Annotated in this window: 11 protein-coding genes and 1 tRNA gene; 5 read left to right on the top strand and 7 right to left on the bottom strand. The window is 66.7% G+C overall.

Features of this window, described 5'->3' with window-relative positions:
- Nucleotides 1-14: 14 nt before the first annotated feature.
- The 3 genes from AB1281_RS04325 to AB1281_RS04315 all read right to left on the bottom strand — a co-directional run bounded on the left by AB1281_RS04325 (nucleotide 15) and on the right by AB1281_RS04315 (nucleotide 4,116).
- Nucleotides 15-90: transfer RNA gene (locus tag AB1281_RS04325), tRNA-Thr, on the bottom strand.
- Between the two features lie 50 nt (nucleotides 91-140).
- A complete protein-coding gene (locus AB1281_RS04320; protein WP_430345152.1) occupies nucleotides 141-1,145 on the bottom strand; it encodes a 2-hydroxyacid dehydrogenase in 1,005 nt (334 codons plus the stop codon).
- 97 nt (nucleotides 1,146-1,242) lie between these two features.
- On the bottom strand, nucleotides 1,243-4,116 hold the full coding sequence (locus tag AB1281_RS04315; RefSeq protein WP_430345151.1) for an autotransporter domain-containing protein: 2,874 nt from the start codon (nucleotides 4,114-4,116) through the stop codon (nucleotides 1,243-1,245).
- A 232-nt stretch (nucleotides 4,117-4,348) separates the two neighbouring features.
- On the opposite strand from AB1281_RS04315, the gene AB1281_RS04310 reads away from it, so the two are divergent.
- The 5 genes from AB1281_RS04310 to AB1281_RS04290 are packed head-to-tail and all read left to right on the top strand — an operon-like array spanning nucleotide 4,349 to nucleotide 10,375.
- A complete protein-coding gene (locus AB1281_RS04310; RefSeq protein WP_014036388.1) occupies nucleotides 4,349-4,882 on the top strand; it encodes an RNA polymerase sigma factor in 534 nt (177 codons plus the stop codon).
- Complete coding sequence (locus AB1281_RS04305) at nucleotides 4,879-5,847, top strand: FecR family protein (protein ID WP_075675033.1); 969 nt, start codon at nucleotides 4,879-4,881, stop codon at nucleotides 5,845-5,847. Before AB1281_RS04310 ends, AB1281_RS04305 begins: the two co-directional genes overlap by 4 nt.
- A 14-nt stretch (nucleotides 5,848-5,861) precedes the next feature.
- Entirely contained in the window at nucleotides 5,862-8,657 is a 2,796-nt protein-coding gene (locus AB1281_RS04300) for a TonB-dependent receptor plug domain-containing protein (protein WP_430345150.1), read from the top strand.
- A gap of 45 nt (nucleotides 8,658-8,702) precedes the next feature.
- Entirely contained in the window at nucleotides 8,703-9,659 is a 957-nt protein-coding gene (locus AB1281_RS04295; protein WP_430345149.1) for a hypothetical protein, read from the top strand.
- Nucleotides 9,656-10,375, top strand: a complete 720-nt coding sequence (locus AB1281_RS04290) for a hypothetical protein (RefSeq protein ID WP_430345148.1) — start codon at nucleotides 9,656-9,658, stop codon at nucleotides 10,373-10,375. Before AB1281_RS04295 ends, AB1281_RS04290 begins: the two co-directional genes overlap by 4 nt.
- An 82-nt stretch (nucleotides 10,376-10,457) precedes the next feature.
- Here the strand turns inward: AB1281_RS04290 and AB1281_RS04285 are convergent, their stop codons facing one another.
- The 4 genes from AB1281_RS04285 to AB1281_RS04270 form a co-directional block, all read right to left on the bottom strand.
- Nucleotides 10,458-11,123 carry a lysoplasmalogenase gene (locus AB1281_RS04285; protein WP_430345147.1) on the bottom strand — a complete coding sequence of 222 codons (666 nt, stop codon included), beginning with the start codon at nucleotides 11,121-11,123 and terminating at the stop codon, nucleotides 10,458-10,460.
- Complete coding sequence (locus tag AB1281_RS04280; RefSeq protein ID WP_430345146.1) at nucleotides 11,120-13,003, bottom strand: M61 family metallopeptidase; 1,884 nt, start codon at nucleotides 13,001-13,003, stop codon at nucleotides 11,120-11,122. The genes AB1281_RS04285 and AB1281_RS04280 overlap by 4 nt, the downstream gene beginning before the upstream one ends.
- Before the next feature lie 160 nt (nucleotides 13,004-13,163).
- On the bottom strand, nucleotides 13,164-13,688 hold the full coding sequence (locus AB1281_RS04275; RefSeq protein WP_430345145.1) for a hypothetical protein: 525 nt from the start codon (nucleotides 13,686-13,688) through the stop codon (nucleotides 13,164-13,166).
- A gap of 34 nt (nucleotides 13,689-13,722) precedes the next feature.
- Nucleotides 13,723-14,319 carry a hypothetical protein gene (locus tag AB1281_RS04270; protein ID WP_430345144.1) on the bottom strand — a complete coding sequence of 199 codons (597 nt, stop codon included), beginning with the start codon at nucleotides 14,317-14,319 and terminating at the stop codon, nucleotides 13,723-13,725.
- Between the last annotated feature and the right edge of the window lie 55 nt (nucleotides 14,320-14,374).

The raw sequence follows: 14,374 nt of genomic DNA, 5'->3' as shown, positions 1-14,374 counted from the left end.
CTTTTCATTCCAACTGGTGCCGGAAACAGGAGTCGAACCTGCGACCTACGCATTACGAATGCGCCGCTCTACCAACTGAGCTATTCCGGCGGAGCCCGCGATTTTACGGGCTGGGCGCCCCGGCGGTCAATCCACCCGGCTCAGCCCGCCTCCACCCGGTTCGCACACACCCGCCCCTCGGCGAAATCCTGCAGGTTCCCCAGCGTGATCGCCGAGATCTCCTGCAGCGCCTCCACGGTGAAGAAGCCCTGGTGGCCGGTCACCAGCACGTTGGGGAAGGTCATCAGGCGCTGGAAGGCCTCGTCGTCGATGATCTCGCCCGAGAGGTCCTGGAAGAACAACGCGCTTTCCTGCTCGTAGACATCGATGGCCAGGTGGCCCAGCCGCCGTGATTTCAGCGCGCGGATCACCGCATGGGTATCCACCAGCGCGCCGCGCGAGGTGTTGACCAGCATCGCGCCGGTCTTCATCCGCGCCAGCGAGGCGTCGTTGATCAGGTGCTGGGTATCGGGCGTCAGCGGGCAATGCAGCGACACGATGTCGGCGCGCGCCAGCAGTTCGTCCAGTCCAACCATGTCGCCCACGCCGGCGAAGGCCGGCGACGGGTACGGGTCGTGCCCCAGCACGGTGCAGCCCATGCCGTTGAAGATGCGCGCGGTGGCCAGGCCGATCTTGCCGGTGCCGACGATGCCGACCGTGCGCCCGTGCAAGGTGCGTCCGAGCAGGCCATCGAGCATGAAGTTACCCTCGCGCACGCGGTTGTAGGCGCGATGGGTCTGCCGGTTGAGGGTCATCACCAGCGCCAGCGCGTGCTCGGCCACGGCTTCGGGGGAATAGGCCGGCACCCGCGCGACGAACAGGTCCAGCGCTTTCGCGGCTGCCAGGTCCACATTGTTGAAGCCGGCGCAGCGCAGCAGTACGGCGCGCACGCCCAGCGCATGCAGCGCGTGCAGTACCGGCGCATCGAGACGGTCGTTGACGAACACGCAGACGGCGGCGCAGTCCTGCGCAAGCACGGCGGTATGCACGTCCAGCGCGGCATCGAAGTACACGAACGCGAAGCCCTGCCCGGCCGCATCGCGCTGGTTGGCCTCGTCCAGGAAGCGACGATCGTAGGGGCGTGCACTGAAAACGGCGATCTGCATGGACGAGCCTGGCTGGAGTTCCCTGCCGACCATACCGCAGCACCTGCCCTGATGGGATGGCCCCGGCGATACGGATATCGCCGGGGCCGAGTACCACTTAGAACCGATAACCCAGGCCCAGCATCACGCCATTCTGGATCTGACCGTCGCGGCGCTCACCCACGTAGTCGGCCATGATCGACAGGCGCTCGCTGGCGCGACTGGTCACGCCCACGTTCCAGGCCAGCACCTGCTCGCCCACAGCCTGGCTGCTGGCACCAAACACCAGGTCCGGGGCCGCAGCGAAACCCGTGCTGTAGCGCGCCTGCGAATCGCCCAGCTCCTTCTGCCAGACCACACGGGCACGCGGGGTGATGCGCTCGCCGTTGTTGCCCTCGAAGGTCTTGAACAACTGCAGGCCGGCACCAACGCGGATGCTCTCCAGGCTGCCGCCACGCCCCACCAGCGCACCGGCGCCCTGCCCTTCGTTGAAGCGGGTCGCCGACGTCCGTGCGTAGTCCACCACCGGCAGCAGCGGCTGGATCACCAGCCCCTTGCCAGTGGTGAAGGAGAACGCATGTTCGACCCGCGCCGAGATCGCATCGTTGCTGTACCGGGCACGCAGCGGCTGCTGCAGGCCCTCGATGGCGGAGAGGTTGCGGCGGGTGTCATGGCGCAGATCGGTGTAGCGCACGGCCGCCGACAGGTAACCACGCGAATAGGTCGCATCCAGGTACCCGCCCACGTCCAGCGCGCGCACGTCACCACTGAAGCCGGAGCCGTCGCTGGCCTTGGTCGACATGTCGGCCGCGGCCACGCTGACACCCAGGGTGACGCGGTCATCGGCCAGGCGGGTGTCGGCACCGACCACGATGCCACCGATGTTGTGGCTCATGCCGGCCACGCCACCGTCGGCGTCGATGCGGCCATGGCTGGCGAAACCGCGCGCCCACAAGCCATGGCTGCGTCCCGTCGCACCGCCACCGCCAGTCCCCTCGCCGGCCGGTTCGACCAGATGCATGGCCAGCTGGTTGAACAGGCTGCCATGGCGCATGCCCGGCTGTGCCGAGACCGACTGCGCCGCCTGCGAAGCCAGTCCATCGGCATCGCCACCACTGCGCATCGCCGCCTGGTGCTGCTGCACCACGTTGCCGATGCTGCCCAGCAGTGCGTTGTCGGCCAGGCGCAGGCTGGCATGGGCATCACCGCGCAGGGCGCCGGCCTGCTGTGCGATCACATCGCGGTCGGTGAACTGCAGCGCGCCGAGCAGCGACTTCAGGCCGCTGTCCTGGCGGTCCGAAGCGGCTGCCAGCGCGCGCCCCAGCCCGTCGCCGGAGGTGCCGTTGGCAAACAGCCCCAGCTGGTCGAAGCCCGGGTTGGCGGTCAGCCACAGGCCGTCGGCCGTCTGGTTGACGTTGAAGCTGAGCAGCGAATTGTGGCGCGGGCGGAACACTTCACCGCCGGTGATGCTGGCGCTGTAGCCGGTATCCCCCAGCCGCACGACATCCTGGAAGCCGCCCTGGTAGATCGGCCCTTCCACCAGGTCGCGGCGGTAGGCACCGGCATAGAAGCCCTGGGCCACGTTCAACGCCAGGTGTGCACCCTGCGCGATCACCAGCGCACCCTCCTCGGCGCCGTCATCGTAGAAAGTGCCGACGCGCAGGCGGCCACTGCCGGTGCCACCGGCCTCGGTAACGTCGAACAGCAGCTGGCCGCCGGGCATGATGTTGACGTAGCCGTGGGTCACCAGATCACCGCCGCGCGGCATCAGTGTGCCGAACACGCGCAGGCGGTTGAAGCCGTCCTCGCGCCAGGAGGGGCCGCTGCCATCCAGCAGCGCATCGGTATCGATGCCCACCGATGCGATATCGCCGTGACCGACCACGACGCTGCCCGGCATCACCCGCAGCTCGGGGGTGCGCAGCGCACCGCCCTCCAGTGCGATGGTGCCGTTGTCGACCAGCATGAAATCGGCGCCGGTGGTTTCGGCGGTGCGCCAGGTGGCGCCATTGCTGACACGGATCACGCCGGCGGAGTTGGCCAGGGTCGAGACATCCAGATCGGCCAGCCGCAGCTGGCCGCGCAGTTCATCCTGCAGGTCGGGGTCGGCAAGCAGCTGCTGCAACGACTGCGCGCCGATGCCGTTCGCCCCGCGCGTGGAGAAGTTGTACAGGCTCACCGCGTAGTTGATGTAGGTGCTGGCCCAGTCGGTGTTCCAGCGCGCGAAATCGTCGTCGACGAAGGCCTGCAGCTGGCGCGCGGTGCGCAGGTAGCCCGGGTTGATGTCGCCGCTGACGTTGCTGGTGACGGCCAGGGTGTCGCCCGGATCGCGGTAGCCTGCAGTATTGATGATGTTGTTGCTGCGGATGTCCTGGCCCGGGAATGACTCCAGCTTGCTGCCGCTGCCATCCGGATCGAAGGTAACCGACGTACCCGTGGTGCGCGCCGGGTCGCGGAACACCAGCAGGCCGTTGGGCGCCACCACTTCGTACATGGCCTTGTGCAACAGGCCGGCATCCATGCCGCCGCCATAGTTGCCGGTGTAGATCTGGGTCATGCGCGGCGACGGTGCGTAGGTGATCCTGCCACCACTGCTGGCAGCATGGATCTGCACCGAATCGACCACCGGCAGGTCGCCGCCGAGATAACGGTTGACGCCGCCGGACTGCATGATCGAGCAGGACGAAATGCAGTGGCCGGACACGATGGTGTCCAGGCCCTGGGTGCGGATCATCGCCTGCAGCCACTCGCCGGCGATCAGCGCGCCACCGTTGGACGTGCGCAGCACGACTTCGCGGATCGGGCGGCCTTCGGCCTGCGCCTTGGCCAGCAGTGCCGGCAGCGCCACCACATCGGCAACGGTTACGCCGCCGCTGAGGAAGACGCGATCGTCCTGCACGTGATAATTCATTGCCATGACGTCATCAACCGCCGCCATGGCGGTGATGCCCAACAGCCCTGCCAGGGCCAGGCTCAACTTCGAATGCTTCATGTGTTCTCTCTCTCCACCCGCAACGCACGGGTCGAAAGTTCAACGTCCGGACGGTGTGCTCTCCCCCAGTGCACCGGCCGTCGAAACATGAACGCATTCACAATGGAATCATGGGTCACGCACACTCTTCCCCATCCGGTCATCGTCGCGTAAAACTCGAAGACGTACCCGCCACCGACGTCCGAGGCCAGCCCTGTCCGCCCCCTCTCCTCTGATCCATCGCGCGCCGGACCTGTCCGCGCCGGCGGACGCGTTCATTGCGTTCGTGCGGGAGGAACGCGCGCCGTTGTGTGCGTTCCTGCGCACGCGCGGTGTTGGGCCGGAGGATGCCGAGGACATCGCGCAGGACTGCATGGAGCGGCTGATCCGCTACCGCGCGCACAGTGCCGACGAGCTGCGGCTGCTGCTGTATCGTATCGCCCGCAACCGCCTGGCAGACCGCGGCCGTTCGTCGCAGTCGCGGCCGCATCTGTCCCTGGCCGAGCACGATGGCGGCAACGAGCCTTCCAGCACGTCGCCCGATCCATTGCGCCAGGCCGAGTCCGGGCAGATGCTGTCCCTGCTGCGGCAGGCCCTGTTCAAGCTGCCCGAGCGCGCGCGCGAGGTGTACCTGCTCAACCGGATCACCGGCATGAGCTATACGCAGATCGCGCGGCACTGTGGAATTACTGCCAAGACCGTGGAAAAACATATCGCCCGCGCCCTGCAGGGCCTGCGCCAGGAACTCGGATCGGATCCGCTGCACAACGACAGGGACAACGGATGAGTCACGCCAGGCCCAGGGAAGACACCCAGCTGTTCGAACGTGCCAGCACCTGGGTGGCGCGGCTGGAAGCTGCGGACTGTACGCCGGCCGAGCGCGAGACGTTCGAGGACTGGCTGGCCGAAGACCCGGCGCATGTCACCGCCTGGATCCAGGCCGAGACGCTGTTCCAGCAGGGTGAGGAACTGGCCGCCGACCCGTGGCTGCGCACTGCCGCGGCACGCGTGGCGCGGCCGGTGCGGCGCCGCTGGCTGCCGGCGCTGGGCGCTGCCGCAGGCGTCTGCCTGGCCATCGGGATCGGCTGGATGGTGGCGGTCGACGGCAACCCCGCGCCGCTGCGTTATGCCAACGATTCCTACCAGCCGCGGCAACAGACGCTGGCCGATGGCAGCGTAGCGACGCTGGATGCCGGCACCACCCTGCACGCCCGTTTCGGTTGGCGCCACCGCAACCTGGTACTGGAACGTGGACGCGTGCAGCTGCAGGTTGCGCCGTCGGGCAAGGCGCTGCAGCTGCGCGCCGGCGACAGCACCATCCGCGACATCGGCACCACCTTCCAGGTGGAACGCCTGCACGACGGCTTGGTCGAAGTCGCGCTGCTGGAAGGCGCGGTCGAGGTCAGCAATGGCGGAACCCAGCACACCCTGGCGCCCGGCCAGCAACTGCAGGTGCTGCCGTCGGGCCGCATCCAGCCCGGCCCGGCGCTGTCGTCCAATACCGCCGCTGAAGGCTGGCTGCAGGGACAGCTGGTGTTCGATGCCACGCCGCTGTCGATCGTGGTCGAACGCATGAACCGCTACGGCCGCACGCCGCTGGTAATCGCCGATCCGGAGATCGCCAACCTGGCGGTGAGTGGCACCTTCCGTGCCGGCGACGCGCAGGAACTGCTGTCGGCACTGGAACTGGGTTGGTCGGTGGCTGGCCAGACGCGACCGGATGGCGCGCTGGAACTGCGCCGCACGTACTGAGGAGGCCTGCGGTGATGGCAGTACCGGGCGCGCTGCAGGGGGGGCTGCTCCGCACCCTGTTCTGCCTCGCGCTGAGCATCCCCGCGCTGCCGTCTGCCGGTGCGGCCGAGCAGGCGGGCACCCTGGAGGTCGATGTTGGTTCGGGCCCGCTGGCACCGGCCCTGCAGCAATGGGCGCGACAGAGCGGCATTGCCCTGCTGTTCGATGCGCGTGAGCTGGATGGCCTGCGCACGGCCGGCACCCATGGCCACCGCGATGCGGCCGCGGCCCTGAAGGAACTGGTCGCCGGCATGCCGGTGAACATCCTGCGTACGCCTGCTGGCGGATTCGTCGTCCGCCGCACCCACCCCGCGCCGCCATCGCCGCCGTCGGTCACGGCACGCGCCACGCCCGCAGCACCTCCGCCACATAAGGCCGCCGACGCTCCTCCGCAGGTGGAACTGGCGCCGATCCATGTCACCGGCAGCCGGCTGCCACGCACCTCCGTGCAGACCACGCTGCCGGTCACCATCATCGACCGCGATGACATCCTGCGCAGCGGCTACGGCAGCCTGTTCGACCTGCTGCGGCACTTGCCGGGCATGAACGGCCACCCGGCGATGAGCACCTCGCGCAGCGGCGATTCGCAGTACCTGCCGGTGGGTGCGGCCACCACCACCAGCCTGGACGGCATGGGCCCGCGCGCGACCTTGTTCCTGGTCAATGGCCGGCGCCTGCCACGCTATCCCATGGTGTCGCTGGAACAGGGCGGGCTCACCGATCTTGGGGGCATCCCGCTCAGCTTCGTCGAACGCATCGAACTGGTGCGTGGCGGCGCCTCGGCCATCTATGGTGCCGACGCGATGTCCGGCGTGGTCAACATCATCCTGCGTGACCAGGCCGACGGCCCCGAAGCCATGCTGCAGACCGGCCTGAGCGGGCGCGGTGACGCCGGCCAGTATCGCGTGCAGGCGGCCACCGGTGGCGTGCGCGACGGAGGGGACCGCTGGTTCGCCGGCATCGACCTGCACCGCATCGACCATGTGGCCGGTGATCGCCGCCAATGGCATGCGGAAACCTCGCAGTACCTGATCGGCGCGTTCCGCGATGGACGCTACTGGCCGGCAAAACGCTGCGAAGGGCCCTTGAAACGGCGCGATGGTGCCTGCTGGTTCGACAGCGCACGACCGCGTTCGCTGCAACCGGCCTCGGACACCGCCTCGGCCTACCTGCGCTACCGGCATGAACGCGGTGAAGGTCGCTATGCCTACGCCGAGGCGCGGGCCAGCCACAACCGGCAGCGCTTCGACCTTGGCCCGACCGCCGTTGCCATCGGCCTGTATGGGTTCACCTTCAACAGCGTGCTGCGCGAAGCCGGCAACGTCCGTCCGCATGTACGTGCCACCGACGCCGACGTCACCTTCGGCATCGGCCGTGACCAGGGCCGGCGCAGCTGGGATGCCGGCATCAGTGCACAACGCAGCGATGTCACCCTGTCCACGTCGGGCACCGTGCGCGCCGAACCACTGCTGCGTGCGGCGGAGACGCTGGACTTCCTGCCCGGCTTCACGTCGCTGCCGGCAGGCGCGGCCGAGCAGTTGTTCCCGTCGATCCGCAACCGTGGCCGCACTGAACAATGGCAGGGCTGGTGGGGCATGCAGCGCGAGTTGATGCCGCTGGCCGGCGGCCACGCACAGCTGGCCGCCGGCATCGACCTGCGCCAGGAACGCTGGACCTCGCATCCCGACGCACTGCTGAGCCAGGGTGACCTGGCGCTGGGCCTGCCGCAGGAGCAGCGCCACCTGGCGCGCCGCAGTGGCGGCGCCTACGCCGAACTTGGCCTGCCCCTGGCGCACACGCTGCGCATGGACCTGGCAGCACGCTGGGACCGCGATGGCGACTACCAGGCCTTCTCACCCCGTGTGGGCCTGCGCTGGAGCCCTACGCCGCAGTGGTCATTCCTGCTTGCCAGCGGGCGCGGCTACCGTGCGCCCAGCCTGTTCGAGCAGCGGCGACCACCGGGCTACTTCGGCGCGATCGAACTGCCTGCCTCCAGCGCATTGCCCGACTGCGCGCAGAGCACCGGCAACGGACGCTGCAGCGTCACCGTGGACGTGGTGGAGAACGATGCGTTGAAGGCCGAGCGGTCACTCAGTCATTCCCTGGCCGCGACCTGGACGCCGACCGACACGTTCTCGCTGTCACTCACCCACAACATCGTCGAACTGCGCAACGAGATCCTGGCCCTGCAACCGACCGACGCGGTGTGGAACCGCGGCACCTGGGAGCTGGACGAGGACGGCCACCTGAGCAGCCTGCGCCTGTCCTTCGACAACATCGGCCGCACCACCTCGCGCAACTGGGTACTGCGCGGGGAGTACCACATCGACACCGGCAACACCGGCCAGTGGCTGTTCTCGCTCGATGCGCTGAAGCAGCAGGAACTGCGCCGCGAACGTGGCCATGATGCAACGGTGGACCTGCGCGGCCATGTCACGCCGACGATGGCTGCCGTGCTCAACGTGCAGTGGCAGAACAGCAACTGGGACATCGCCCTGCGCGGCAACCAGGTGGGGCGCACGCGTGCCTGGCTGCCCGGTGCGGACTGCCCGGAGGAGCAGCGCGGGCAGAACCATTGCATGAACCCCCGGCAGCTGCGCTGGAACCTGCATCTCGCGCGACGCCTGGGGCCGCGCGTGGTCGCCGCGCTGGACGTGCACAACGTACTCGACACGCAACCGGTGAACTATCTGGTCGGCAATGGCGGGCAGATGCCGGGGCTGGACGACCCACTCGGCCGCTACTTCCTGCTGACCCTGCAGATCCGCTGAGCGTAGTACCCTACGCGCCCTGTTCCATCGGTCCCCCACCACCCCATGAAGGCCTATCTCTGGTTCTGGGGCGCGTTCCTGCTGTTCTTCGCGTTGCCCTTCCCGTGCATTCTCTACTTCGGCACGTCGTGGCCGGTGCAGCTGGCCGACCGCAGCGCACCCTGGCTGGCACTGCTGTTGCTCGCCCTGTCGCTGGCCCTGTGGCTGGCGTTGCTGCTCGCCTTCCTGCACTACCTGCTGCTGGGCCCACCGCGCGCCCTGCATCGGGTGCGCTCGATCCTGGCCGACGGTGAGCTGCGTGATGCCCTGATCGAACAGGCCGGGCAGACCGGCGCGCATGTGCGTGGCTTCGCACAGTGGAAGCTGCTGCTGCGCTTCCAGAACCTGTCCGGCACACCGATCAGCGAACAGATGCTGGTGCTCGACAGCAAGCCACAACTGCAACGCTTCATTGCCGGCAAGCGCATCGAGGCACGCGTGAGCCGTGCGCCCGGCGAGTTCCCCAACGTGGTGCTGGAGGGCGCCGAGCCCGAACTGGATGTCGGCAGCCTCTGGCGTCGTGGCATCGGCGCGGCCATCGGCATCGTCGCGGTTGCCAGTGCCTACGTGTTCGCCTACCGCCTGCAGAGCGAAGGCCTGGGCTGGACCTTCCTGTCGTTCGGCCATCCGCTGCTAGTGTGTCCGCTGGTGTTGTGCGGCTATGCGCTGGGCCTGCGCCTGCTGGGTCGCCTGCTGCAGGCGGATGCCCGCGGTGACGCGCTGAAGTATCGCGGCATCGGCGTGGAGGCGAAGGTGCTGAAGCTGCGCCAGACCGGCACCTACCTCAACGAACAGCCACAAGTGGAGTTCCAGCTGGAATACACCGACCGCGAAGGCGGCGTACAGCAGGTGAGCGTGCGCCGCTTCATCCCGCTGATCGAGCTGGCCAACCTTCCCCGCGAGCAGGTCACGCTGCTGTACGACCCGGAAGATCGCGGCAACGTGCGCCTGGAGGGTATATGAAGCAGCCACCCTCGACCCGGCTGGTGTTCTCCGTGGTACTGCTGGTGCTGGCCGGCGTTGCCATCGCAGGGGGGGCGCTGCAGACGCTGGGCGAAACGCTGGGCCATTCGGTGCAGGCCGATCGGTTGCCGCCATTCGTTCCGTCGCAGGCGCCGCGCGAACAGCCTGCATCGCTTGCGCCCGGCGTTACCGTGCCTGCCGGACCGCAGCCTGCGCCGATTCCCGCGCGCAGCAATCGCCTGTTCGATGCCGACCATCTGCTGGCGGCTCGCCAGGCGCTCGAAGAACTGCCGGCACTGGCCGGGCATCGATTGACGGTGTTCCACAGCATCCACTTCTACGATGACGGCCGCATCAACCTGGACCTGGTCGATCCGCAGCACCCCTCGCGCGTGGACAGCTACCACTTCGAGCGCGGCCAGTGGCGCAAGGGCGCCCCGGTCGATCCGCAACGCTTCGCCCCCACCATCACCCTGCGCCGCAGCAGCACAGCGCTGGCCAACATCGATTTCGAGGCGGTGCCACGCGTCGCCCAGGCGCTGCAGGCACAGCGCAACGCGTTGATGGGCACACCGGGTGAAGTCGGCCACGTCTATGTGATCGTGCGCAAGGGTGGCACTCTGGTCTGGCTGCCGGACGAAGTCGCCGGTGACCGCCAGTCCGCACGCCTCTCGTTCGACGCACAGGGTGCCCTGCGCAGCACGAGCCACCGATAGTCAACACAAAAAGGGGACGGAGGGGATTAAGTCGTTTGTGCCTTGGTGCCGTCTGCGACTTAATCCCCTCCGTCCCCTTTTGCTATTTCACCGAGCGGGCGATGGCGTACTGCGCGCCGTAGTAGGTGGACAACACCAGCAGGCTGGCCAGCGGCAGGCCGCCAGCGAAGCGGTCCCAGGCCAGCAGTGAATCGCTGGCGACGAACAGCAGCGCACCGGCGGCAGCCCAGCGCGCGCTGCTGGCTTCCACGGCTGCGGGCTGAGGCCGGCGGTACTGGCGTGCCAGTGCCAGTACCGCCATCGAGGCCAGCACCACCACGTACGCCAGCACAGGAATACGCATCGTTGCGGGCAGGTGCGGCCACAGGCCAAGTACATTGAGTACTGCGAATGCGCCGAGCAGGACGCTGGCGGCGAGCAGGCCGCGCCCGGCACGCAGGCCATCGCGGAAGGCGACGATGTAGCAGAGGTGCGCCAGCAGGAACGCCACCAGCCCCGGTACGAACGCATCCATCGGCAGCATCAGCGCGATGTCACCCACGCACGACAGCAGCATGCCGGCCAGCACCGCGCGACGGTAGAACGGCTGCGCGGGATCACGCACCCGCCAGGCGATGGCGGCGATCAGCAGCGTGGTGGCCGGTTTGGCCAGCCAATGCAGCCAGCGCCCGTCGCCGTGCAGGAACGCGCCGATGATGGCCAGGATCGCCATCAGCAGGATCAGGCCATCGCGGACGCGCGTCTTCATCGTGCCTTCCACAGATCCGCAAGGCGATCAGGTTTGCCGGCGATGCGCTCCAGCACCGGATACTGCAGGCCACCGTGATAGTCGACGTTCATCGTTTCGATGCGGTCGAACTGCTTCACCAGCAGCACGATCGGCGCCTTGTCCTTCGCCGCCGTGGCTACTGCATCCTTCAAGCGCTGGCTGCTGTACTCGCGGCCGCTGACCGCGATCACCTTCATGCCCGGCGCCAGGCCGGCATTGAACGCCGGGCTGTCCCAGATCACGTCGCCAACCACGCCGCTGTCGAGCACGGTCGCGCCCAGCGAGTACGCCAGCAGCGCCGCCTTCGCGCGCTTTTCCTGCGCCTTGTAGGCGTCGTTCGGAGTATCGCGGTAGGCCAGCTTCCAGCCCGCCAGTTCCAGGCCTCCGGTCAACGAACCATGGCCGTCCAGGCGACCGCGCAGGAACGTCGCCCAGTCGTACGGCGCGATGCCGTTCAAGGTCGCGACCACGTCGTCGAAGGTGTAGGGATTGACGTCCCAGTCGCCGTTGCCGACCCCGAAGAAGGCGCGCGCGAAATCATCCAGGCTGCGCCGGTTGCTGCTCAGTTCGCGCAGCTTGCCCTCCACTTCCAGCCACAGCATCTGGCCGCCGGAGTAGTAGTCCTCGCTCATCTGGTAGTTGCGATAAGGCAGCGTGCGGCGCTGCGCGATGGTCGGGTCGTTGGTGGTGTCCTGCAGCGGCCGCCAGGCCAGGCCGGGGCGACCACGATCATAGGTCGCGGCCACGTTGGCCAGCATGTCGCGCGCCTGCGCGGTCGACCACAGGCCCGAACGCGCCGCCAGCACCTGTCCCCAGAACTGGGTCTGGCCTTCGTATACCCATAGCAGGCTGTCGCCCATCGGCGTGTTGAAGTTGGCGGTGGCGAGATCCGCGCCGCGACGGTACTTGCCGTTCCAGGAATGGGTGTACTCATGCGGCAGCAGATCGCGCATCCACGCATTGCTGTCCCACTCGGTGAAGTACCCCGGGTCGGCGCTGTTCTCGCTGGAACGATGATGCTCCAGGCCGATGCCGCCGAGGCGGTCGGTCAACGCCAGCAGGAATTCATAGTGGTTGTAGTGACGCGCACCGTAGAGCTTGTCGGCCTGCTGCACCAGCGCGCGGTGCATGGTGATCTGCGCCTCGCTCGGCTTCAGCGACTTGGCCTCGTCGGCGAACACATTGAGGTGTACCGGCACCTTCGCGCCCGGATCGAGATCGATGCGCTGGTAATGCTCGCCGGCAAACAACGGCGAATCGACCAGGTGGTCATACGAGATCGGCTTGAACACCACGGTATCGCCATCGCGGCGCGCGGTTTCAAGCGCAGTGGCGAACGACCAGCCCTTGGGCAGGGTCACGCTGGCCTGCGCCTGCAGGTTGCGTGCATCCACCCCGGCCGGGTACAGCGAGTTGGCGTTCCACTGCAGGTTGAGCATCTCCGGGGTCATCACCACCCGGCCCTGGCTGCCGCCCTGCGAGGACAGGAAGTCGAAGTGGGCGACGATCTCGCTCACGCCCTCGGGCACGTTCACCTTGAACGCATAGACGTTGTACTGGTCGCGCTGCCAGGCCAGCGGCTTGCCGTTGGCGGTCACGCGCAGGCCAGCCAATTTATCGATCGGACCGGTGGGCGAATGGTTGCCGGGAATCCACTGCGGGTACAGCAGGGTCAACGGGCCGGGTTTGGCCGGTACGGTGGCCGTCACCTTGAAGATGCGCCGGGCCAGATCGCGCGCGTCCACATCGATGCGCAGCAGGCCGGGAGCCGCCGCGTTCGCCGGTGGCGAGGTCTGCGCCAGTGCAGGCGTGGCCGCCAGCGCAAACAGCAATGACATCGCCAGGGCTCGGGTCTTCATCGGGCAGGTTCCAACAACGATAGAGGTACCGATGCTAGGCCTGTCGCGCGTGTGGCCCCATGGCCGAAGGTCATGGCCGAGAGAACTGTCTACGCACATCCATCAGGGAGCCTGCTTGCCAGACCGATCATCGGCCTGGCAAGCCACCCGGAAGGAAAGTCTAGTTTGATGCGCCTTCTTTGTAAGCCGCCTCAATGGCCCCCTTCAATCTCGTCGGATCTTCGATCCTCACACCGGTCAAGCATTTGGAGCCGGTCGCATCGAAAAACACCGTCGATGCGGAGCCGCCCTGGAAGTGTGCATAACCAAACACCGGCGCGGGAGAATCGGCCAACGGCGCCCATACGATCTTTCCGAGGAGCAGTCTGGCCTTGGCAACATCCCGCTCGATGCATCCGCCCGACGCCTTCACGACGATCGTTACCTGGCCGGATCGCTGTTCAAGTTGGGTCACAAGCTCGATACCACCGAAACTGCGGGCGGTGCCGGAAGCCGAAGCGGAGTCCGCGCGGAAGCCATTCTTAATACCCACTGCATCGGCGGCGGCCTGCGGCCCAGCATTTCGCGCCACCTCCAGCCTCTCGATGTAGTCCAGTGCTGCCAGTTGGGACTCTCTTGAGACGGCACTCCACATTTGAGAAGGAGGTGTCGCCGCAATCGCTGCGAGGGGAATGACCGCGGACAAGATGAGTAGTGCTTTCAGGGGCACTCTCACGAAATCACCAAGGATAGTTGGCATCGTAGTAGTCCTCATGCTGCTTGGTATAGGTTTTCCCCGATGCGACATGGTTGTTGTCACAGAATGCCTTGCCAATATCCACAAGCGAAGCACCACTTGACCACATGCCCCATAGCGTAGCGGAATTCTCGGAAATCAGCGGAATCTCAACGGTTCCTTCTGAAAATCCTCGAATCTGATCACTCACGACCGCGTTATTGACAACGGCCTTGGCCTCCCACACACAATTCCTTTCAACGTACTGGGCCTTGGTGATCGGAGCATCAATATTGGGAACACCGGCCACATGATGACCAATCTCATGACTGAGATAGCCTACCGTCTTGTAGAGCCCGGGCAGATCAAAGCTATCACAGGAGTACGGCGGGACCAGTATTTTCGCAGTAAGCGGGTCATAGCTGGGGGGGAGGCCATACGCCCTGACGCCCGCATGAGCCTGGATCTGCGAGGTAAGTGTTGTGGATGCAGCTGAGATGAAGTCTACGCACTGGCCCAAGCCAGTTACAGGATAGGTTTGCGCCTTCGCGTAGGCGGGATAGAGAAGTGAGAAGATCAAAATCAGGTATTTCCATACCATTTTCTAGCCCCGTTCCTCGGATCACAGCGATCCGACTCAAATCCTGGCGCTAATG

The organism is Stenotrophomonas sp. NRRL B-14846, assembly GCF_050473585.1.
GTDB lineage: Bacteria > Pseudomonadota > Gammaproteobacteria > Xanthomonadales > Xanthomonadaceae > Stenotrophomonas.
This window is presented reverse-complemented; position numbering and strand designations above follow the sequence as displayed.